The sequence below is a fragment of the Xanthomonas arboricola pv. guizotiae genome, from assembly GCF_002940205.1.
GTDB lineage: Bacteria > Pseudomonadota > Gammaproteobacteria > Xanthomonadales > Xanthomonadaceae > Xanthomonas > Xanthomonas arboricola_C.
In genome coordinates this window covers 84,040-104,554 of sequence record NZ_MDSK01000008.1, presented here as the reverse complement: position 1 = coordinate 104,554, position 20,515 = coordinate 84,040, and the positions used below count along the sequence as shown (strand labels likewise).

At 65.5% G+C, this 20,515-nt stretch carries 17 protein-coding genes; 9 read left to right on the top strand and 8 right to left on the bottom strand.

Annotation, left to right across the window (positions count from 1 at the left end; translation table 11 throughout):
- Window positions 1–68 precede the first annotated feature (68 nt).
- Genes XarbCFBP7408_RS06955 through prmB form a run of 3 tightly spaced genes read right to left on the bottom strand, consistent with a single transcriptional unit; the run spans window position 69 to window position 3,184 of the window.
- A complete protein-coding gene (locus XarbCFBP7408_RS06955) occupies window positions 69–1,151 on the bottom strand; it encodes a 2-hydroxyacid dehydrogenase (RefSeq protein ID WP_104562327.1) in 1,083 nt (360 codons plus the stop codon).
- Complete coding sequence (gene aroC / locus XarbCFBP7408_RS06950; RefSeq protein WP_104562326.1) at window positions 1,144–2,247, bottom strand: chorismate synthase; 1,104 nt, start codon at window positions 2,245–2,247, stop codon at window positions 1,144–1,146. Before aroC ends, XarbCFBP7408_RS06955 begins: the two co-directional genes overlap by 8 nt.
- 10 nt (window positions 2,248–2,257) lie before the next feature.
- Entirely contained in the window at window positions 2,258–3,184 is a 927-nt protein-coding gene (gene prmB / locus XarbCFBP7408_RS06945) for a 50S ribosomal protein L3 N(5)-glutamine methyltransferase (protein ID WP_104562325.1), read from the bottom strand.
- 80 nt (window positions 3,185–3,264) lie between these two features.
- On the opposite strand from prmB, the gene XarbCFBP7408_RS06940 reads away from it, so the two are divergent.
- Together XarbCFBP7408_RS06940 and asd are read left to right on the top strand one after the other, a co-directional pair.
- The gene (locus tag XarbCFBP7408_RS06940; RefSeq protein WP_104562381.1) at window positions 3,265–3,915 is read left to right on the top strand and encodes an SCO family protein; all 651 of its coding nucleotides are present in this window, start codon (window positions 3,265–3,267) and stop codon (window positions 3,913–3,915) included.
- Window positions 3,912–4,760, top strand: a complete 849-nt coding sequence (gene asd / locus XarbCFBP7408_RS06935) for an archaetidylserine decarboxylase (RefSeq protein ID WP_104562324.1) — start codon at window positions 3,912–3,914, stop codon at window positions 4,758–4,760. The genes XarbCFBP7408_RS06940 and asd overlap by 4 nt, the downstream gene beginning before the upstream one ends.
- A gap of 590 nt (window positions 4,761–5,350) precedes the next feature.
- Here asd and XarbCFBP7408_RS06930 read toward each other — a convergent pair.
- Entirely contained in the window at window positions 5,351–6,934 is a 1,584-nt protein-coding gene (locus XarbCFBP7408_RS06930; RefSeq protein WP_181106722.1) for a transglycosylase SLT domain-containing protein, read from the bottom strand.
- Window positions 6,935–7,218: 284 nt separating this feature from the next.
- Here XarbCFBP7408_RS06930 and XarbCFBP7408_RS06920 point away from each other — a divergent pair, with 284 nt between their 5' ends.
- On the top strand, window positions 7,219–8,724 hold the full coding sequence (locus XarbCFBP7408_RS06920; protein ID WP_104562322.1) for a helicase HerA-like domain-containing protein: 1,506 nt from the start codon (window positions 7,219–7,221) through the stop codon (window positions 8,722–8,724).
- A gap of 254 nt (window positions 8,725–8,978) precedes the next feature.
- Window positions 8,979–9,485: a transcription elongation factor GreB gene (gene greB, locus XarbCFBP7408_RS06915; protein ID WP_104562379.1), complete on the top strand. Its 507-nt coding sequence runs from the start codon at window positions 8,979–8,981 to the stop codon at window positions 9,483–9,485.
- 123 nt (window positions 9,486–9,608) lie between these two features.
- Here the strand turns inward: greB and rimO are convergent, their stop codons facing one another.
- A complete protein-coding gene (gene rimO, locus XarbCFBP7408_RS06910; RefSeq protein ID WP_104562321.1) occupies window positions 9,609–10,982 on the bottom strand; it encodes a 30S ribosomal protein S12 methylthiotransferase RimO in 1,374 nt (457 codons plus the stop codon).
- 181 nt (window positions 10,983–11,163) lie between these two features.
- On the opposite strand from rimO, the gene XarbCFBP7408_RS06905 reads away from it, so the two are divergent.
- The 4 genes from XarbCFBP7408_RS06905 to XarbCFBP7408_RS06890 all read left to right on the top strand — a co-directional run bounded on the left by XarbCFBP7408_RS06905 (window position 11,164) and on the right by XarbCFBP7408_RS06890 (window position 13,151).
- A complete protein-coding gene (locus tag XarbCFBP7408_RS06905; protein ID WP_047128956.1) occupies window positions 11,164–11,826 on the top strand; it encodes a dienelactone hydrolase family protein in 663 nt (220 codons plus the stop codon).
- Window positions 11,823–12,260, top strand: coding sequence for an HIT family protein (locus XarbCFBP7408_RS06900; protein WP_104562320.1), 438 nt, complete (start codon window positions 11,823–11,825; stop codon window positions 12,258–12,260). The genes XarbCFBP7408_RS06905 and XarbCFBP7408_RS06900 overlap by 4 nt, the downstream gene beginning before the upstream one ends.
- A gap of 27 nt (window positions 12,261–12,287) precedes the next feature.
- A complete protein-coding gene (locus XarbCFBP7408_RS06895) occupies window positions 12,288–12,455 on the top strand; it encodes a LiaI-LiaF-like domain-containing protein (protein WP_006452352.1) in 168 nt (55 codons plus the stop codon).
- 510 nt (window positions 12,456–12,965) lie between these two features.
- Complete coding sequence (locus XarbCFBP7408_RS06890) at window positions 12,966–13,151, top strand: LiaF transmembrane domain-containing protein (protein WP_104562319.1); 186 nt, start codon at window positions 12,966–12,968, stop codon at window positions 13,149–13,151.
- Window positions 13,152–13,173: 22 nt separating this feature from the next.
- Here XarbCFBP7408_RS06890 and dcd read toward each other — a convergent pair whose 3' ends face one another.
- The gene (dcd, locus tag XarbCFBP7408_RS06885) at window positions 13,174–13,743 is read right to left on the bottom strand and encodes a dCTP deaminase (protein WP_010366727.1); all 570 of its coding nucleotides are present in this window, start codon (window positions 13,741–13,743) and stop codon (window positions 13,174–13,176) included.
- Between the two features lie 96 nt (window positions 13,744–13,839).
- Complete coding sequence (gene apbC / locus XarbCFBP7408_RS06875; protein ID WP_104562378.1) at window positions 13,840–14,691, bottom strand: iron-sulfur cluster carrier protein ApbC; 852 nt, start codon at window positions 14,689–14,691, stop codon at window positions 13,840–13,842.
- A gap of 760 nt (window positions 14,692–15,451) precedes the next feature.
- Between apbC and XarbCFBP7408_RS06870 the strand changes: the two genes are divergently transcribed.
- Complete coding sequence (locus XarbCFBP7408_RS06870) at window positions 15,452–18,526, top strand: TonB-dependent receptor (RefSeq protein ID WP_104562317.1); 3,075 nt, start codon at window positions 15,452–15,454, stop codon at window positions 18,524–18,526.
- A gap of 114 nt (window positions 18,527–18,640) precedes the next feature.
- Here XarbCFBP7408_RS06870 and XarbCFBP7408_RS06865 read toward each other — a convergent pair whose 3' ends face one another.
- Entirely contained in the window at window positions 18,641–20,236 is a 1,596-nt protein-coding gene (locus XarbCFBP7408_RS06865) for a phytoene desaturase family protein (RefSeq protein WP_104562316.1), read from the bottom strand.
- Window positions 20,237–20,515: the final 279 nt, after the last annotated feature.

Below are 20,515 nucleotides of genomic sequence, written 5' to 3'. Positions count from 1 at the left end.
AAGAAAAGAGGGGGAACGCGCTTGCGCAGTGGGTTCGGGGAACCTCCAAAGCTGGCCGCGGAGGTTCCCTATCGTTTGGTCGTGATGGTTTTGCCGGTGCCGGTGCCGGTGCTGGTCGCTTCGCCAGCGCGCGCGCCGCCCTGTTTGGCAGCAGCCACCGCATCGGCATTCAGCGCGCTCGGCGGATGGCCGGCATTGGCGCCTTTGCCCAGCGCGGCGATCAGGTTGTCCACCGCCAGCTGCACCATCGCGCGGCGCGTGGCCAGGCTGGCGCTGCCGATATGCGGGGTGAGCACGACGTTGCGCAGGGCCAGCAGCTCGGGACGGACGAACGGCTCGCCTTCGTAGACATCCAGGCCGGCACCGGCCAGACGCCCGTTGGCAAGCGCATCGGCCAGCGCGATTTCATCGACCAGGCCGCCGCGCGCGATATTCACCAGCGTGGCGGTGGGGCGCATCCTGCCCAGCGCCGCGGCATCGATGATGTGGTGCGAGTCCCTGGTGTACGGCAGCACCAGCACCAGGTGATCGGACTGCGCCAGCAACGTATCGAGGTCCACGTACTGCGCGCCGAGCGCCTGTTCGGTGGTGGCCGGCAGCTGGCTGCGGTTGTGATACAGCACGCGCATGCCGAAGCCATGCGCGCCGCGGCGGGCGATGCCCTGCCCGATCCGGCCCATGCCCAGGATGCCCAGCGTGCTGCCGTGGAGATCGGCGCCGAGCATGGTCTTGAACGACCACTGCCCCCACTGCCCGTCGCGCAGCCAGCGCTCGGCTTCGGTGATGCGGCGCGCGGTGGCCATCAGCAAGGCAAAGCCGAGATCGGCGGTGGTCTCGGTCAGTACATCCGGGGTGTTGCTGGCCAGGATGCCGGCAGCGCTGAGCGCGTCCAGATCCAGGTTGTTGTAGCCCACGCCGACGTTGGCGATCGCGCGCAGCTGCGGCGCGGAGGCGATTTCCGCCGCGCCGATACGCTCGTTGAGGGTGATCAGCGCACCGTCCAGCGATGCCAGCCGCGCAGCCAGCTCGGCCGGCGAATACGCGCTGACGCGCGCGGTGGTGGTCAGCTCGAAATGCTCGCCCAGCTGCGCGACGACATCGTCGAACAACGGCTGGCTGACCCACACCCTGGCGCGACGCGACTCAGACATCGGCCTGACCGGGAATACGTGGCGCCACCTCGCCGACATCGCCGCACTGGGCGCGATGACGCAAGGCCTGGTCCATCAACACCAGCGCCATCATCGCCTCGGCGATCGGGGTGGCGCGGATGCCCACGCACGGGTCGTGGCGGCCGGTGGTGATCACATCGACCACCGCGCCGTCCGCATCCACGCTCGCGCCGGGCAGGCGCAGGCTGGAGGTCGGCTTGAGCACCATCGAGGCGGTGATCGCCTGGCCGGTGGAAATGCCGCCCAGGATGCCGCCGGCATGATTGCTGAGAAAGCCTTCCGGGGTGATCAGGTCGCGGTGTTCGGTGCCCTTCTGCGCGGCGCTGGCGAAGCCGTCGCCGATTTCCACGCCCTTGACCGCATTGATGCTCATCAAGGCGGCGGCCAGTTCGGCATCGAGCTTGCCGTAGATCGGCTCGCCCCAGCCCGCCGGCACGCCGCCGGCCACCACGTCCACGCGCGCGCCGACCGAGTCGCCGGACTTGCGCAGCGCGTCCATGTAGGTCTCCAGCTCCGGCACCTGCTCGGCATGCGGCCAGAAAAACGGATTGTCCTCGACCGCATTCCAGTCGAAACCGGTGGGGCGGATCTCGCCCAGCTGCGACAGAAATCCGCGCACCAGCACGCCGTAGCGCTGCTTGAGCCACTTCTTGGCGATCACCCCGGCGGCCACGCGCATGGTGGTCTCGCGCGCGGACGAACGCCCGCCGCCGCGCGGATCGCGGATGCCGTACTTCTGCCAATAGGTGTAGTCGGCGTGCCCGGGGCGGAACTGCTGGGCGATGTTGCTGTAGTCCTTGCTGCGCTGATCGGTGTTGCGGATCAGCAGGCCGATCGGCGTGCCGGTGGTGCGGCCTTCATAAACGCCGGACAGGATCTCGATCTCGTCGGCCTCGCGGCGTGCCGAGGTGTGCCGGCTCTTGCCGGATGCACGCCGCTGCAGATCGTGGGTGAAGTCTTCCGGCGCGATCTCCAGGCCGGGAGGGCAGCCATCGACCACGCAGCCGATCGCCGGCCCATGCGACTCGCCGAAGGTGGTGACAGTGAACAGCTTGCCGAACGAATTGGCACTCATGCGCGCAGGCTCATCGCTGCGCGGCCAGCTCGGCGATGCGTGCGCCGTGCGCGATCAGCTCGCGGCATTCGACCGCGAAGATGCCCATCTGCCCGACCTTGAACTCGACCCAGGCCAGATCCACTTCCGGCAGCAGCTTGATCAGGTGCTGCTCGGACTCGCCCACTTCGCAGATCAGCAGACCGTCTTCGCTGAGGTGCTGCGGCGCATCGCGCAGGATCTTCAGCACCAGATCCAGGCCGTCGTCGCCCGCACGCAGACCCAGCTCCGGCTCGTAGGAATATTCCTGCGGCAGCGCGTCGGTTTCGTCGTTGGTGACGTACGGCGGATTGGTGACGATCAGGTCGTACCGGCGGCCACCCAGCCCGGCGAACAGGTCCGACTTGAGCAGGGTGACGTTGTCGGCGTGCAGGCGCGCCTTGTTTTCGGCGGCCAGTGCCAGCGCATCGTCGCTGATGTCCACGCCGTCCACGTCCCACTGCGGGTTGTAGTGGCCCATGGCGATCGCGATGCAGCCCGAACCGGTGCACAGGTCCAGCGCGCAGGTGACTTCGCGGCCGCCCAGCCAGGGCTCGAAGCCGGCTTCGATCAATTCAGCGATCGGCGAACGCGGCACCAGCGCGCGCGCATCGCTCTTGAAACTCAGCCCGGCGAACCAGGCCTCGCCGGTCAGGTACGCCGCCGGCACACGCTCGCTGATGCGGCGCTCGAACAAGCCCAGCACCTGCTCTTTTTCCGAGCGCAGCAAACGCGCCTGGCCGTAGGCCGGGCCCAGATCGTGCGGCAGATGCAGGCTGTGCAGGACCAGCTGGGTGGCTTCGTCCAGCGCGTTGTCGTAGCTATGGCCGAAGGTCAGACCGGCTGCATTGAAACGGCTGGTGCCGTAGCGGATCAGGTCGATGATGGTGTGCAGTTCGTCGGCCGCGGCGGCAGTCATGGCAACAACTAAAGAGGAATCGGCCCCCGATTATAGAGGTCGGATCGGTATCATGAGCGTCCGTTGCAGTGGAAACCGCCATGTTCAATCGCAATACCGGCATCGTGCTGCTGGTGGCGCTGGCCGCCGGCCTGGGGCTGTTGCTGGGCCAGAAGTTTCTCGGCGCCGCGCCCAGCTCGCCCTGGCCGCCCACCAGCACCATCACCTTTTATCCGCAGCCACGCACGCTGCCGCAGTTCAGCCTGCGCCAGTCCGACGGCACCCAGCTGGTCCCCGGTGAGCTGAAGGGACATTGGACGCTGGTGTTCCTGGGCTTCACGTTCTGCCCGGACGTCTGCCCGACCACGCTGACCGATCTGGCGGTGGCGCAGCAGCAGTGGGAAAGCATCCCCGATGGCCTGCGCCCGCGCGTGCTGTTCGTGTCGGTGGACCCGCAGCGCGACCCGCCCGCCCGCCTGGGCGAATACGCGCATGCCTTCCACAAGGACACCCTGGCCGCCACCGCCGAGGTGCCGGCGCTGCAGCGCTTCGCCACCGCGCTGGGCTTCGTGTTCCAGAAAGTGCCGGGCAAGGGCTTTGCGGACAATCCCAACGACTACAGCATGGATCACTCGGCCGGCATCGCCGTGCTCGACCCGCGGGGCCGCCTGGCCGGATTGATCCGTCCCCCGCTCGACCCCAGGGCGATCGCCGCCGACCTCCAGCAACTGACCAAGGTAACCGCTCCGTGAGTCTCGTCACTTCCCTGACCTACGTGCTGCCGCACCGGTTGCTGTCCTCGCTGGCGCGCGCGCTGGCCTATTCCGATACGCCGTCCACCAAGCAATGGTTGATCGACACGGTCACGCGCAAGTTCGGCGTGGACCTGGGCGAGGCACTGGAACCGGACCCGCGCGCCTATCCCACCTTCAATGCGTTCTTCACCCGCGCCCTGAAGCCGGGCGCACGCGTGCCCGACCCCGATCCTGCGGCGCTGCTGATGCCCGCCGATGGCCGCATCAGCCAGCTCGGCCCGATCGAGAACGGCCGCATTTTCCAGGCCAAGGGACAGTCGTTCACTGCCGCCGAATTGCTCGGCGACGCCGAAGCGGCATTGCCGTTCAACGACGGCCTGTTCGCCACCGTCTACCTCTCGCCCAAGGACTACCACCGCGTGCATATGCCGTGGACCGGCACCTTGCGCGAGACCGTGCACGTGCCCGGCCGCCTGTTCAGCGTTGGCCCGGATGCGGTGCGCAACGTACCGCGGCTGTTCGCGCGCAACGAGCGCCTGGTCTGCCACTTCGACACCGACTTCGGCCCGATGGTCTCGGTGATGGTGGGCGCGCTGCTGGTGTCGGGGGTGGAAACGGTGTGGAGCGGCGTGGAGATCCCGCGCTACGGCGATCGCATCACGCGCAAGGACTATCGCGGCAAGGGCATCGTGCTGGAGCGGTTTGCGGAGATGGCGCGCTTCAATTACGGCTCGACCGTGATCGTGCTGCTGCCGCCAGGTGTCGCGACGCTCGATGGCGGACTTGCCGCGGAGACCTCGGTGCGCCTGGGGCAAGCGCTCGCACGTCGCCAGGTGGGCTGATCACCGCCGCGCGCCAGCCGCAGCGACGCCGTCGTAGGAGCGGGCCTGACCGCGACAGGGCCTTCTCGACGACGTTCAATGCGCAGGCGCATGTCGCCCTCCCAGCTTTCGATGCAGCGCGTCCTCGCCTACGTTGGAACTACCCGGGCTGCTTCGTCGCGGCCAGGTCCGCTCCTACAACGGCGCAGCGCACTGATACGGTACGCCTGCACTAGCCGACGATCTCCGCTGGTCAGCTCGATGGTCTACTCCGATGCAGGAGCATGGGTCCGCGACGAAACGCCGCCATGACAGCGGCGTCGCACTCAGGCTCGCTCGCCACAGCACCGATGCCCACTCCGGCTCCCACAAGAACGATGCGATTGTAGGAGCGGGCCCGACCGCGACGTGGCAGTCGCAGTGAGCCTGGGGGCGCTTGCGCCTTTGGCACGCCCAGCCTCCGATCTGGAGCGGCCTTGCCTGTGCTGGAGCTACCGGGGCTGCTTTGTCGCGGCCAGGTCCGCTCCTACGGGGCGGCCTACCGCTTCTAACGGAGCGCGGCCCGGCGCGGCTGGCCGATGCTCTAACCAACGTGGTACTGCAAGCGCTGCTCAGCGATCGCAACCAGCCAGCTTGATGCTCTGCCCTGGCTTGAGCGCATACGACGGCGCCTTCAGGCCATTGGCCTTGGCCAGCGCCTTGAGCTCGCACTGGTACTTCTGCGCGACGCGGCCGAGCGTGTCGCCCCTGGCGATGGTGTAGCTGCGCGCCTGCTTGGCCTTGGGCTTGGCGATCGCCGGCTGGCCGGTGGCCACGGTGGTCGGCACGCCGGCCATCGGGCTCACGTCGCCGACCGCCACACTTGGCGTGTACTCGGGCGATGCGCTGCTGCGCACGATGGCGTTGTTGAGATCGGCCGTGATCAGGGTGCGTGCCAGATCCGCACGCGGGCCGCTCACGCAGTAACGCGTGTACAGGCCAACGATGCGGTTGGTGGCGTTGATGACGGTGCCGGCCGGGATCCAGCCATCGGAGTCGTAGCGCGGGTTGAGATTGCGCAGCGCACGCATGTAGCCATCGCGCGTGCCCATGCTGCCCAGGCAGATGGTGAGTTCGTAGATGGTGGTCGACTTGGCCAGCTTCAGCGTGGCCGGCTGCGCGTCGAGCTTGGCGAAGTCCACACCGTACTGGCGCGGGTGCAGGAAGATCCACGCCGCGGCGATCACCATCGGCACGTAGTCCTTGGTTTCGGCCGGGAACTGGTTGTAGACGTCCTGCTCCCAGAACCCGCGTCCGCCGCTCTGCGAGAACACGCGCGCGGCGCGGCCTTCGCCGCCGTTGTAGGCGGCCAGCGCCAGCTCGATGTTGCGGTTGAGCCCGGCCATGCGCTCGTTGAGGTAGGCGGCGCTGGCTTCGGCGGCGCTGCGTGCATCGAAGCGCGTGTCGAAGCCGGTGCCGTCCGGGCCCAGCCCGAAACGGCGCCCGGTGGCCGGCATGAACTGCATCAGCCCGGCCGCGCCCGCACGCGAGCTGGCGTGCACCTTGCCGTTGGATTCCTTGGCCATGATGCCGAACAGCAGCGCCTCGGGCAGGCCGCGCTTCTGCCATTCCGGCCACATCACCCCGCGCAGGTTGCTGTAGTTCTCGTAGCTGGTCAGCAGCGCCGGGCGCATGTCGGTCAGCCAGCGGCGGATGCCGGCCTGCACGGCAGGGTTGTACTGCACCATCTTGTCGAAATCGTGGCGCTGGTCGTTGAGCAGCGTGGCAGCACGCGCCGCCTCGGGCACGCCGTTCGCCGCCGGGCCGAGGTGGTCCGGGTCGGCCTGCAGCAGGGTGTCGTCGTCCTGCGGGTCTTCGGCGGCCGGCGCTTCGGCATCGGCGCGCGCCTTCAGCAGGCGCTTGTAGGTGGCCAGCTGATTGGCGACCAGGCAGCCGCGCTGCTTGATGCAGGCGTCGATGACGTCTTCCATGTCCTCCAGCGCGGCATCGCCTTCGGCGGTGCCCTTGGGGTCGGAGTTGTTCACCAGCACCAGCGCATCGCGGTAACGCTTTTCGGCGGCGGCCATGCGCGCATCGAGCACGGCGGCCTTCTCCGTGTCGCGTTTGGAAACGGCGTGGGCAGCGGGGACGACAGACATCAGCGCCACCACGACCAGAACCGGCCATGGGCGCAAACCAAAATGAGCGAGCGGCATCGTAGGCAGTACAGCGGAAAGGCAGGCAGGGTAGCCGCCGGGGCGACACCGGGGCAAGGCGGCGGGGCCGGCAGGGTCAGTGGGCCGTTAGCTTGGCGGTGGCGCAGCGCGCCTGGAATGCCTTGGGGAAGTGCGTCAAGCGACTGGCGCGCAGGCTGCGTCATTGCACTGCCTGTCGGCGGCTGGCAGCCAGACAGCGCGGTCGAAATCCGGGGCCAAGCCCCGCCCGGTCCGCCCAGCCGGATTGCCCGCTAGAATCCGGCGTTTCCCACCGGATCTGCGCTATGGCCTCGTTCCTGCTCGGCAAAGGCGTCACCGACGACATCCCGGTCGTGCTGGAAGGGCGCTTCGGCAATCGCCACGGACTGGTGGCCGGCGCCACCGGTACCGGCAAGACCGTGACCCTGATGACCCTGGCCGAAGGCTTCTCGCGCATGGGTGTCCCGGTGTTCCTGGCCGACGTGAAAGGCGATGTCGCCGGCCTGGCGGTGGCAGGCGACGACGCCGCCGGCGTGCTGCAGCGCGCCACAGAGATCGGCATCGCCGACTACGCACCGGCCGCTAGCCCGGTGGTGCTCTGGGATCTGTACGGCCAGCTCGGCCACCCGGTGCGCACCACCGTCAGCGAGATGGGCCCTGCCCTGCTGGCGCGCATTCTGGAACTCAACGACACCCAGTCGGGCGTGCTCGACATCGTGTTCAAGCTGGCCGACGACCGCGGCCTGCTGTTGCTGGACCTGGACGACCTGCGCGCGCTGCTTGGATTGGTGGTGGAAGAACGCAAGGAGCTGTCCACCAGTTACGGGCTGGTCTCCAGCCAGTCGGTGGCCGCGATCCAGCGCGCCCTGCTGCGGCTGGCGCAGGACGGTGGCGAGCACTTCTTCGGCGAGCCGGCGCTGGAGCTGGCCGACCTGATGCGCGTGTCTGCGGACGGCCGTGGTGTGATCGGCATCCTGGCGGCCAATCAACTGGTGCTCAAGCCGAAGCTGTATTCCACCTTCCTGCTGTGGCTGCTTTCGGAACTGTTCGAGCTTCTGCCCGAGGTGGGCGACCTGGAACACCCCAAGCTGGTATTCGTGTTCGACGAAGCGCATCTGCTGTTCGACGATGCGCCCGCCGCGCTGGTGCAGCGGATCGAACAGGTCGTTCGGCTGATCCGCTCCAAGGGCGTGGGCGTGTATTTCTGTTCGCAGTTTCCCGACGACATTCCGGACAACATCCTCGGCCAGCTCGGCAACCGCGTGCAGCATGCCCTGCGTGCGTTCACCCCGCGCGACCAGAAGGCGCTCAGGACCGCGGCGCAGACCTTCGTGGCCAATCCCAAGCTCGATGTGGCCACGGCGATCTCCAGCCTGGGCACCGGCGAGGCGCTGGTGTCGCCGCTGCAAGGCAAGGGCGTGCCGGCACCGGTGCAGCAAACGCTCATCGCCCCGCCGCGCTGCCGCATGGGCGCCATCAGCGAGACCGAACGCGCACAGGTGCGCGCGGCCAGCCCGGTCGGCACCCGCTACGACACCGCGATCAACCGAGAATCGGCTGCCGAGCTGCTGGCGCGCCGGGTCGAACAGGTCGCCGAACACAACGCCGCACCGCCGGCACGCACCCGCGAGGACGAGGAAACGCAGGACAGCGGTTTCGGAAAAGCCGTCAAGGATGCCGTGTTCGGCACCGGCCGCCGTCAGGGCATGCTGGAAACGATGGCAAAGCAGACCTCGCGCACCATCGGCAGCAAGATCGGCCAGCAGATCGTGCGCGGCATCTTCGGCAGCATTTTTGGTGGGAAGCGTTGATCAGCTTGACCGCCGCTGACACGTCTCGATGACACGGTCGCCCCGAAGGGTAGCCCGGGTACACCACCCCATTGATCAACACCAGCAGCAGGGTCACCCAGGGAATGTTCTGGCGCGACCAGGGCTTGTGCAGCGGCATCAGCAACATGACAACGTCCGTGTCCAAAAAAGCGCAAAGCTTCGCCGTGCGACGGCAGATGCGCAAGCCGGCCATGCGCGCTAGCATCGCGGCCCCGCTGTCCGATACACCGCCCATGAGCCGCTGGCGCCCGCCCGCCGAAAAAAGCACCGCACTGATCACGCCCGACGGCCATGCCCGGCTCAAGGCCGAGCTGGAAGAGCTGTGGCGCGTACGTCGGCCGGAGGTGGTGCGTGCGCTGGCCGCCGCCGCGGCAGAAGGCGACCGCTCGGAGAACGCCGAATACACCTATCGCAAGAAGCAGCTGGGCGAGATCGATCGGCGTGTGCGCTATCTCAGCAAACGCCTGGAAGCGCTGCGCGTGGTGGATACCGCACCGACCGATCCGCGCGCGGTGTTCTTCGGCGCACGGGTCGAACTGGAGGACGCCGACAGCGGCGAGCTGCTGCACTACCGTATCGTCGGCCCGGACGAAACCGACGCCGGACGCGGCTGGATCAGCATCGACTCGCCCTTGGCGCGCGCACTGCTGAAAAAACGCGTGGACGACGAGTTCGAAGCGCAGTTGCCGTCGGGCAAGCACACCTTCGTGGTGGTGTCGGTGGATTACGCCAGCCAGTAGGCGAGTGATCGCAATCTACTGACCTGTGTGTAGGAGCGCACTTGTGCGCGATGGAGCGTTATCGATAAGACCCATCGCGCGCAAGCGCGCTCCTACGGACAGATGTTTACGACCAGCGCCCAGTTACACCATCTGCAGATTCAACGCGCGTCCCTGCTGGATTGCGACATTGGCCGGCAATGCATCGCCGAACAGATCGTGCTCGTCGCTGTCGGTGATTTCCACATCGACCAGGTCGCCGACCTTCAAGCCGCGCTCGCCGCCGTTCTGGATATGCACCAGGCCATCGATTTCCGGTGCGTCCGCGCGTGAGCGCGCCACCGCGATATCGTCCTCAATCAGGTCGACCAGGCATTGCTGCACGCTGCCGATCTTGGCCTCCAGCCGCGCGGCGGAAATCTCCGCCTGCCTGGCCATGAAGCGCGCCAGACGCTCCTGCTTCACCTCTTCCGGCACCGGATCCGGCAACGCGTTGGCGCTGGCACCGTCCACCGGCGAATACGCAAACGCGCCGACGCGATCGAGCTGGGCCTGGTCCAGGAACTCGAGCATGGATTCGAATTCGGCATCGGTTTCGCCGGGGAAACCGACGATGAAGGTGGAGCGCACCGTGATCTCCGGGCACATCGCCTTCCAGCGCTGCACGCGCTCGAGGGTTTTTTCCACCGCACCGGGCCGCTTCATCAGCTTGAGGATGCGCGGGCTGGCATGCTGGAACGGGATGTCCAGGTACGGCAGCAGCTTGCCTTCGGCCATCAACGGAATCACATCGTCCACGTGCGGGTACGGATACACGTAGTGCAGCCGCGTCCACACGCCCAGCTCCGACAGGCCTTCGCACAGCGCCTTCATGCGGGTCTGGTACATGCGGTCGCGCCACGGACGCTCGGCATACTTCAGGTCCACGCCGTAGGCCGAGGTGTCCTGCGAGACCACCAGCAGTTCCTTGACCCCGCCGCGGACCAGCCGCTCGGCTTCGCGCAGCACCTCATCAACCGGACGCGAGGCCAGATCGCCGCGCATCGAGGGAATGATGCAGAAGCTGCAACGGTGGTTGCAGCCTTCGGAGATCTTCAGGTACGCGTAATGCCGCGGGGTCAGCTTGATGCCGTAGTCGGGCACCAGATCCACGAATGGGTCGTGGCGCGGCGGCAATGCGGCGTGCACCGCCTCCATCATGCTCTGGTAGTCCTGCGGGCCGGACACCGCCAGCACCTGCGGGTAGGCCTCGCGGATCTGTTCCGGGCGCTTGCCCAGGCAGCCGGTGACGATCACCTTGCCGTTGGCGTTCATCGCCTCGCCGATCGCATCCAGCGACTCGGTCACCGCCGAGTCGATGAAGCCGCAGGTGTTGACCACCACCACGTCGGCAGCGTCGTAACTGGGCACGATGTCGTAGCCCTCCACGCGCAACTGGGTGAGGATGCGTTCGGAGTCGACGAGCGCCTTCGGACAGCCAAGGCTGACGAAGCCGACTTTGTGATTCAGCTGGGACATGGAAGCAGGAGCCTGGGAACGGAGCGGCCTGGGGCCTGAAGTGCAGCGATTATAGCGGCGCGCGGGCAGCGCCCTGAACCGCGCTGCGGGCGGGCAAGGTCATCTTAGCGAGACCCTCACCTGCAGCGCCGCCGATCCGGTCGATAATGCGCGCCTTCCCCCTACCTCAGCAGGAGTTCCCATGGGTCACTGGACCACGCTCGACACCCCCGACGGCCAGGTCGCCGCCTGGCACGCCACCCCGACCTCCAGCCCGCGCGGCGGCCTGGTGGTGATCCAGGAGATCTTCGGTGTCAACGAACATATCCGCGCGGTGGCCGACGATTACGCCGCACGCGGCTACGAAGTGCTGGCGCCGGCCTTCTTCGACCTGGAAGAGAAGGACGTGCAGCTGCCCTACGACCAGGAAAGCCTGCAGCGCGGCCTGGCACTGGCCAATGCGGTCGGCCTGGAGCGCGCGGTGGAGGTGGTCAAATCCGCCGCCACCCTGCTCGGCCGCGCCGGCAAGGTCGGCACCGTGGGCTATTGCTGGGGCGGCTCGGTGGCGCTGCTGTCGGCGATCCGCCTGGGCCTGCCCTCGGTGAGCTACTACGGCGGCCGCAACACCCAGCTGCTGGACGAAACGCCGAAGGCGCCGGTGATGTTCCACTTCGGCGAGCAGGACACCAGCATTCCGCCCGAGGCGATCCAGGCCCACCGCGAGAAGCTGCCGCAGATGGAAACCTTCGTGTATCCGACCGGCCACGCCTTCAACCGCAGCATCGATCCCACGCATTACGACGCCGACAGCGCCGAGCGTGCACTGCAGCGCACGCTGGGCTTTTTCGAAGCGCATCTGGGATGAGCGGGACTGCAGCAGGCATGTCCGAAACGAGCGGCTTCCAGCCCGATGCGCGGCTGGCCGCAGACAGCGTGTTCGTCGCCGACGGACCGCTGTCGCAGGTGCGGCTGATGGACGACAGCCGCTTCCCGTGGCTGGTGCTGGTGCCGCGGGTCGCCGATGTCAGCGAGTGGATCGATCTGGATGGCGGCCAGCAGCGTCTATTGCTGGCCGAGATCAATCAGCTCTCGCAGTTGCTGCGGCTCGAGCCCGGGGTCGCCAAGCTCAATATCGGCGCGCTGGGCAATATCGTGCGGCAGCTGCACGTGCATCTGGTCGGCCGGCATCCGGGCGATGCGGCCTGGCCTGGCCCGGTCTGGGGCAGCGGCAGCGCGCAACGCTTCGAGGCCGATGCGCTGCACCAGCATGTCGCTGCGTGGGCGCAGCGGCTACGATAGGCGCCCGTCTCACAACCACCTGCCCGCATGAAATCCAATGTCGTCGCCGCGCTGATCCTGATCCTCGTCGGCCTGCTGTTCCTGGCCAATAACCTGGGCTGGACCAATGTCAGTCTTGGCAGGTTGATCGCCACCTGGTGGCCGGCGGCGTTGGTCGCCTGCGGTGTGGGGATGTTGTTTGGGCGGGGCAAATAGCCGGGAATCGGGATTCGGGATTCGTAAGAGCGCGCTTCTGGCGCTGTTGATTCCCGAACTATCGGCCGTAGCTGCTGATCTGTCACTGATTGGATGCGGCAATGCGCCTTGAGGCGCGGCTCCATTGCCTGTGCGCATGATCGGCGTTAGCTCCCATGAATATGGAATGGAGCGATTCCAGCAGTCGATCAGCCCCAGCGCCTGGTCAGAGCGCCGACATCCCTTCTCCCATCGGGAGAAGGTGCCCCGAAGGGGCGGATGAGGGTACGGGCGAAGCCTGGTGCGCTGTCAATTGCGCTGCAAAACCGGAGGCGCTGCCTGCCCACCAGCGCAGGCTAGCGCGTCGATAGCGTCCGGTCAGACGCGGCAGCACAATCAGCCCCGCCAATGGCATTGCTGCCGCATGCCCCTACCCGCATGACGTCTGTCATCCGCGATTGTTGACTTCCGGCACCTGATCGACGGGCGCATCCGGCGCAGCATGGCCTCACACCCACCGAGGACATCGCCATGAACTATCGCCTGATTCCCGCCCTGTTCCTGATCGTCCTGGGCGCATTGTTCCTGCTGGACAACCTGGGGCTGGCCCATCTGGACGTGGGCAACCTGATCGCCACCTGGTGGCCGCTGTTGCTGATCGCCGCCGGCGTGCGCCAGCTGCTGCGCTACCGCGAGCGGGCGACTGCACCCTGCTGAGGGTCGCGGCCGCCCCACTGCATCAGGTGCGCGGCAGGGTCACGCCGGTCTGGCCCTGGTACTTGCCGCCACGGTCCTTGTACGAGGTCTCGCACACTTCGTCGGACTGGAAGAACAGCATCTGCGCCACGCCTTCGTTGGCGTAGATGCGCGCCGGCAGCGGCGTGGTGTTGCTGAATTCAAGCGTGACGTGGCCTTCCCACTCCGGCTCCAGCGGGGTCACGTTGACGATGATGCCGCAGCGCGCGTAGGTGCTCTTGCCAAGGCACACCACCAGGGTGTCACGCGGGATGCGGAAGTATTCCACCGTGCGTGCCAGCGCGAAGCTGTTGGGCGGGATGATGCACACATCCGATTCGATATCGACAAAGCTGCCCGGATCGAAGTGCTTCGGGTCGACGATGGTCGAGTTGATGTTGGTGAAGATCTTGAACTCGCGCGAGCAGCGCACGTCGTACCCGTAGCTGGAAGTGCCGAAGCTGACGATGCGCTGCCCGGCGGCATCGTGCTTGATCTGGCCGGGTTCGAACGGCTCGATCATCGCGTGCTGTTCGGCCATGCGCTTGATCCAGCGGTCGCTCTTGATACTCATGCGGTGTTCCTTGAAGACGGAAGGCGGCAGGCCGAGCGGCCCGCGCGAAAGGCAGCGAATTCTAGCAAGCGGCCGGCACCAGCGCCGGCCTGCGCGCTACAGCAGCGAAGCCGAAATCGGGATGCTGGCGCGCGGCCGCTTGCCCAGCTCCTCCGCCAGGCGCGTGGCAGCGGCCAGATAGGCCTGCGCTGCCGCCGACTCCGGCGCGGCCACCACGATCGGCTGGCCCGCATCGCCCTGCTCGCGGATCGCGATCGCCAGCGGCAACGACCCCAGCAAGGGCACGCCGTACTGCGCGGCCATGCGCTCGCCGCCGCCTTCGCCGAACAGGTGCTCGCGGTGGCCGCACTGGCTGCAGTTGTGCACCGCCATGTTCTCGACGATGCCGAGCACCGGCACCTCGACCTTTTCGAACATCTTCAAGGCCTTGCGCGCATCCAGCGTGGCGATGTCCTGCGGCGTGGTGACGATGACCGCACCGGCCACCGGGATCTTCTGCGACAGGGTCAGCTGGATATCGCCGGTGCCTGGCGGCAGGTCGACCAGCAGGTAATCCGGGTCGTCCCACAGGGTGTCGTTGAACAGCTGGGTCAATGCCGAGGTCGCCATCGGCCCGCGCCAGATCATCGGCGTGTCCTGGTCGACCAGCAGGCCGATCGACATCGCCTCGATTCCGAACGCGCGCAAGGGCTCGATCGACTTGTTGTCCGGGCTGTCCGGCCGCCCGCTCAGGCCGAGCATCGCCGGTACGCTCGGCCCATAGATGTCCGCGTCCAGTACGCCCACGCGCGCACCCAGCTGACGCAGCGCCAGCGCCAGATTCACCGCGGTGGTGGACTTGCCCACCCCACCCTTGCCCGACCCCACCGCAATGACATTGCGGATCCGCGGATGCGGCGCCAACGCGCCCTGCACCGCATGCGCGGCAACCCTGCGCTCGCCCGTCATGCGCAAGTTGCCTGCGCGGGACTGATCGCTGCCGTGCAACCACCTTCGAACATCGTTTTCATCGCTTAACTCAACTTGTCATGTGCTGCGTCGCAACCGGCTCAGCCATCGCCTGGCGCTGCGCCAAAAAGAGTGGCCAGTGTACCGGCTTGGCTGGATGCGGCTGCGCTTTGTTCCGATACCCGCCCCATGTATTCGAGACCGCCGCGCGACCGGCGCCCCCCCCCCCCCAAACGGACGGATTCCAACGACCTCGGGGCTGGTTCCGGCTGGGCCTGCCAATTTCAGCGACTTCTCGCGGGACTAACGACTCGTCTGCACTGGCGGCGTCAGTCGGCTTGCACTGTGCTGGGTGTTTAGACAGCCGGCCTTGCCTCAATGATGCCTGCAGCGCTGGATGATCACGCGGCTGGCAAGCGTGGGCTCGCTTGCCGATGCGCTTGTGATGCGAAGCTGGCGGCTGGCTCGCTCCATTCAGGCGCAATGACCGATGAGATAGTCGAGCTCGATGAATCACCGACAACAATCTGTATCGAATGTAACTAAATAAACCACTCGCATTGTCGAGGTTGTTTGTTTCGATGTGCGGCCATCCTCACTTTTGTGCCGAGTTCCTCACTTCCGACGCGGATATCCGTTATTTCATTAACAAAACGTTTCAAATGCTTGCACTTCCAAGCAGACATTCATTACGTTCGAGTTAAGGCCATCTGACTCCTCGATGACCGCCCTAATCCGAAATCCAGTTGAAAGGTCAGCAATGAGCAAGCAGTTTCGTCGCCAAGTCCTCAAACGCACCGCCCTAGCCGTCGTGCTCGGTGCATGCCTAACCAACGGCGCGGTCTACGCGCAGAGCACCACCGGCAGCATTTACGGCAGCGCCCCGTCCGAAGCCGGCAGCACGATTGTCGTGCAGAGCGACACCGGCCTCAGCCGCACCATCACCGTCGACGCCAATGGCCGCTACAACCTCGGCTCGTTGCCGGTTGGCGCCTACACCGTCACCCTGAAGCGCGGCGATCAGGTCGTGGACACCCGCAAGAACGTGCAGTTGCGCGTAGGATCCGGCACCGAGGTGTCGTTCGCTGGCGCCAGCGCCGCAGGCAACGCCGATACGACCACGCTAGGCGCGATCACGGTGACCGCAGCCAACGCACCCAAGATCGATGTGAGCTCGACCAGCTCCCGCTCGGTAATCACCTCCGAGCAGCTGGCCACACTGCCGCTGGGACGCAGCGCCGAAGCGATTGCGTTGTTGGCTCCGGGTGCCATCTCCGGAAGCGGTGCTTTCAATAACGGCTCGCGCTCCACCATCTCCTTTGGCGGCGCGGGTGTGACGGAAAACGCTTATTACATCAACGGCGTCAACGTCACCAACCCTTTCAACAACCTCGGCGGGCTCAGCCTGCCTTACGGCGCCATCGACCAGCAGGAAACCTATACAGGCGGTTACAGCGCAAAATACGGCCGCTCGACCGGCGGCGTCATCAGCCAGGTGGGCAAGCGCGGCACCAACGAGTGGCATTTCGGAGCGCAGGCGGTATGGGAACCGAAATCGCTGGCGAGCTCACGCGGCGATGCTTGGTATCCGAATAGCGAACTACCGGCGAATTATGGTTATGAAGATGACGAACTGCCCGGCACGATCTATCGCCGCGGCAAGGGCGACGTGCAGAACAGAACCGTTTACAGCGCGTACGCGGGTGGCCCGCTGATTGAGGATCGCCTGTTCCTGTTCGTGGCCGGCGAGACGGACAAGGTCGACGGAGCAACCACCAATATTGCGACGGCCGCCAGCGACCAGGGACGCAACCATTATGAGAACAGTTCGCCGAAGTTCTACGGAAAACTGGACTGGAATATCAATGACAGCAATATTTTAGAATATACGCGCATTGAAAATAACGACCGACGTTCTGGCGTATACAACAACTATGACTATGCAACACTTACGGATCAGGGCCCTTCAGGCTTGTTCACGGATACGTACAAGCTCAAAGATAGTGTCGATATCGTCAAGTTCACCAGTTACATCACAGACGACCTGACCCTCAATGCAACGTGGGGACGCGATACTCAGCACAACCAACAGTTCAACCCCGGTGCATCGGTATTGCCCAACATCGCCAGTTCGGCTCTACAGGACCCCGCAATCACCGGAGGTCGGCGAATCACCAACGGGCAGGCCACCACGACCGTCAAGGCAGCAGACCCGATCAATAAGAGCCGCAATCTGCGCCTGGAGCTGAACTATCGTCTGGGCGATCATGATTTGACCGCCGGCGTGGATAATATGTACTTCAATGCTTACGACGAAGGCGTATTTACCAGTGGTCCAGGGTATCGCTGGATCTACGGCAGGCAGGACGATCCCAGCGAACCCATCAATGGTGCTCTGGGCGTTGGCCCCTCCGGAGGTAATGGCTACTTCGTGAACCGCCGTATCCTCACCACAGTCACCAGCATGGCCGTCGAGCAGAAGGCCTATTACTTGGAAGATCGGTGGCAGGTCAACGATCACTGGCTCCTCACGCTGGGTATCCGCAACGACAAGTTCACCAACTACAACAGCGATCATGTGGCTTACGTGGATAGTGGTGACCAGTGGGCTCCGCGCGTCGGGGTGAGCTGGGATGTCTTTGGCGACTCTTCCTTCAAGGTGTTCGCCAATGTCGGTCGCTACTATCTGGCGCTGCCCAATCAGGTCGCCATTCGCGGGGCATCGGCCTCGACGTTCACGAACGAATATTTTACTTACACCGGGATCGACGCCAATGGCGAACCGACCGGACTGGCTGCACTCGGCCCCGGCCCGGTTTCCTCCAATGGTGAATATGGTCAAGCCCCGGATCCGAACTCGTTCGCACCAGGCGATCTGAAGTCGCAGTATCAAGACGAATTCCTGATCGGCTTCGAAAAGACGCTTGGCGAGAAGTGGAATTCAGGCGCCAAAGTCACCTACCGTAAATTGCAGACCGCGATCGACGATGTCTGCGATCCAGGACGCATGTCCGATACGTTGGAAGCAGCTGGCGGCGACCCGAGTAGCGTGACCATTCCTGGTTGCGTAATGTTCAACCCTGGCGAAACCAATACCTACAACCTTGCCAACACCGATGGCTCTGGCTACACCCAGCTGCGGATGTCGCAGTCCGATTGGGGCTTCACCGACAAGGCCAAGCGCAACTACGTTGCCGTGGATCTATTCATCGAGCATCCCTTCGATGAAAAGTGGTATGGCCGTGTCGACTACACCTGGTCGCACCTGTACGGCAACACCGAAGGGCAGGTGAAGTCGGATCTTGGGCAAGCAGACATTTCCAAAACCCAGGATTGGGACGCAGCCCAGCTGATGTACTACGCCGGTGGCAATCTGGCCAACGATCGTCGCCATCAGTTGAAGGCGTTCGGCGCCTACCAATTCACTCCAGAATGGCTGGCATCTGCCACGCTCAGGGTGATGTCGGGCACGCCGAAGTCGTGCCTGGGTTATTACGCCGGCCCTGACGCTGCAGCGGTGAATTACGATCCGGTCGGTTATGGTTCGTCGTATCACTACTGCTATGGTCAACCTGTCTCTGCGGGCGGCGCTGGCGAGACTCCATGGATCAAAAATCTCGATCTAGGCGTCACGTATCGTCCAGGCTTCGCCGATCACAAGTTGGCGTTTTCGCTGAATGTATTCAATGTACTGAATGACCGTTCGGTCAATCGCGTCTCCAGCACTAATGAAGTCACTCGCCGAACCGTGTCCAACACGTATGGGCTTGGCACCGAAGCCTGGAGCTACAACCAGCCGCGCTACATGCGTCTGACAGCGTCCTACGATTTCTGATTGTTTGATCGCGTGCAAAGGCGAAGGTGGGTTCACTCACCTTCACCCTCCAGACGTACTGCCTCTGGCCCCGGTCTTCCGGGGCCTTTTTTTGGGCTGCCATCGCTGGCAGCATCAGCCACCCAAGATCACCCGCGCCGCATTATGCCCAGGCGCCCCGGTCACCCCGCCACCGGGATGCGTGCCGGACCCGCATAGATACAGCCCGGGAATCGCGCCGCGATAGGCGCCCTGCCCCAGCATCGGGCGTGCGCTGAAGAGTTGGTTGAGGCTGAGGGCGCCGTGGAAGATGTCGCCGCCGATCAGCCCGAAGATGCGTTCCAGATCGAGCGGGCTGAGGATCTGCCGGCCCAGCACCGAGGCCGCGAATCCGGGTGCGTAGCGCTCGACCGTCGCGATCATCAACTCGGCCACTTCCTCGCGATGATCGTCCCAATGCCGGCCATCCGGCAGCTGCGGTGCCACGTGCTGGCAGAACAGGCTGGCCACGTGTTGACCGGGCGGTGCCAGCGTGTCGTCCAGCGTGCTGGGAATCAGCAACTCGACCACCGGCTCGCGCGACCAGCCCCAGGTGCGCGCGTCCTGCCAGGCGCGATCCATGTAGTCCAGGCTCGGCGCCAGGATGATGCCGGCGGTCAGATGATCGCCACTGCCGGGCAAGGCGGTGAAATCCGGCAGGTGCGAGAGCGCGACATTCATGCGGAAAGTGCCCGATCCGCAGCGGTAATGCGCGATCCGTTCGCGCGTTGCCGCAGGTACGTCGTCCGGCTGCATCAGGCGTTGATACAGCAACTTCGGATTGATGTTGGCCACCACGGCACGGGCGCGAATCGTCTCGCCCTCGGCAGTGACAACGCCAACCGCACGTCCCTGCTCCACCAGTACGCGCTCCACCGCGCAGCCGGTGCGAATGGTCGCGCCAGACTCGCGCGCACTCGCGGCCATCGCCTGGGTAATCGCGCCCATGCCGCCGATGGCGTGCCCCCAGGCGCCTTTGACCCCGTTGCTCTGTCCGAACACATGGTGCAACAACACATAGGCCGTGCCCGGCGTGTAGGGGCTGGCGTAATTGCCGACGATGCCATCGAAGCCGAACAGCGCCTTGATCGGTGCGCTTTCGAACCAGCGATCCAGATACTCGGCGGCCGAAATCGTGAACAGGTCCAGCAGCTCCTGCCGCAACGCGAGCGGTAATTCCTGTAGCTGCAGCCCCAGCTTGCCCGCGCGCCACAGCTGCGGCAGCGCGCGCAGCCATCCACCATCGCTGACATCCGGCGGTGGCTGCAAGGCCAGCGCACGCAAGACATCGGCCAGTTGCTCCAGGCGCGCTTCATAGGCGGGCAGTGCAGCGGCATCGCGCGCGGAGAACTTGCCGACTTCCACGGCGGTGCGCCCTGCCCCGGCCAGCAGGTACTCGCCCGTCGGCAATGGCAGAAAGTTGTTGATGCGGCGCGCCACCACGCGCAGGCCATGTCGCTCCAGGGCAAGATCGGCGATGACCTTGGGTTGCAGCAACGACACCGTGTACGCCGCCACCGAGTTGCGAAACCCCGGATGGAATTCTTCGGTGACCACTGCGCCACCGACGACATCGCGCGCCTCCAGCACCAGCACCCGTTTGCCGGCTTTGGCCAGGTAGGCGGCGCAGACCAGGCCATTGTGGCCGGCGCCGATGATCAGGGCATCCAACGGTTCGGAGGCGGTAGGCATGCGCTCGTATATAGCACTGCTTGCACAGCCGCAGCATTCGAGTGCTCCTGGCCCGCTCGACCGTGCTCGCTCATCGACGCAGCCTGCCAGGCCAGGCCTGGCCAGGCCAGGCGAGCATGGCCTAACGCCCCGGCGCATGGCGCGCGCAAGCACCGGGCTGCCGCTGGGCCCGGCTCCCGGCGCAGGACGGCGGCCGATCCGGGCAACCGGCCCGCCTGCACGCGCCGCACCCATGACCTTCGACACCATGCCATCCGGCTGGGCAGGCGTAGAGTGCCG

Coding starts and splice junctions, on each gene's coding strand:
- dcd (WP_010366727.1), bottom strand. CDS start 13,743: ATGAGTATCAAGAGCGACCGCTGGATCAAGCGCATGGCCGAACAGCAC.
- XarbCFBP7408_RS06900 (WP_104562320.1), top strand. CDS start 11,823: ATGAGCGGGACTGCAGCAGGCATGTCCGAAACGAGCGGCTTCCAGCCC.
- apbC (WP_104562378.1), bottom strand. CDS start 14,691: ATGACGGGCGAGCGCAGGGTTGCCGCGCATGCGGTGCAGGGCGCGTTG.
- greB (WP_104562379.1), top strand. CDS start 8,979: ATGAGCCGCTGGCGCCCGCCCGCCGAAAAAAGCACCGCACTGATCACG.
- XarbCFBP7408_RS06930 (WP_181106722.1), bottom strand. CDS start 6,934: ATGCCGCTCGCTCATTTTGGTTTGCGCCCATGGCCGGTTCTGGTCGTG.
- XarbCFBP7408_RS06905 (WP_047128956.1), top strand. CDS start 11,164: ATGGGTCACTGGACCACGCTCGACACCCCCGACGGCCAGGTCGCCGCC.
- rimO (WP_104562321.1), bottom strand. CDS start 10,982: ATGTCCCAGCTGAATCACAAAGTCGGCTTCGTCAGCCTTGGCTGTCCG.
- XarbCFBP7408_RS06955 (WP_104562327.1), bottom strand. CDS start 1,151: ATGTCTGAGTCGCGTCGCGCCAGGGTGTGGGTCAGCCAGCCGTTGTTC.
- XarbCFBP7408_RS06940 (WP_104562381.1), top strand. CDS start 3,265: ATGTTCAATCGCAATACCGGCATCGTGCTGCTGGTGGCGCTGGCCGCC.
- XarbCFBP7408_RS06870 (WP_104562317.1), top strand. CDS start 15,452: ATGAGCAAGCAGTTTCGTCGCCAAGTCCTCAAACGCACCGCCCTAGCC.
- XarbCFBP7408_RS06890 (WP_104562319.1), top strand. CDS start 12,966: ATGAACTATCGCCTGATTCCCGCCCTGTTCCTGATCGTCCTGGGCGCA.
- prmB (WP_104562325.1), bottom strand. CDS start 3,184: ATGACTGCCGCCGCGGCCGACGAACTGCACACCATCATCGACCTGATC.
- XarbCFBP7408_RS06920 (WP_104562322.1), top strand. CDS start 7,219: ATGGCCTCGTTCCTGCTCGGCAAAGGCGTCACCGACGACATCCCGGTC.
- XarbCFBP7408_RS06865 (WP_104562316.1), bottom strand. CDS start 20,236: ATGCCTACCGCCTCCGAACCGTTGGATGCCCTGATCATCGGCGCCGGC.
- aroC (WP_104562326.1), bottom strand. CDS start 2,247: ATGAGTGCCAATTCGTTCGGCAAGCTGTTCACTGTCACCACCTTCGGC.
- XarbCFBP7408_RS06895 (WP_006452352.1), top strand. CDS start 12,288: ATGAAATCCAATGTCGTCGCCGCGCTGATCCTGATCCTCGTCGGCCTG.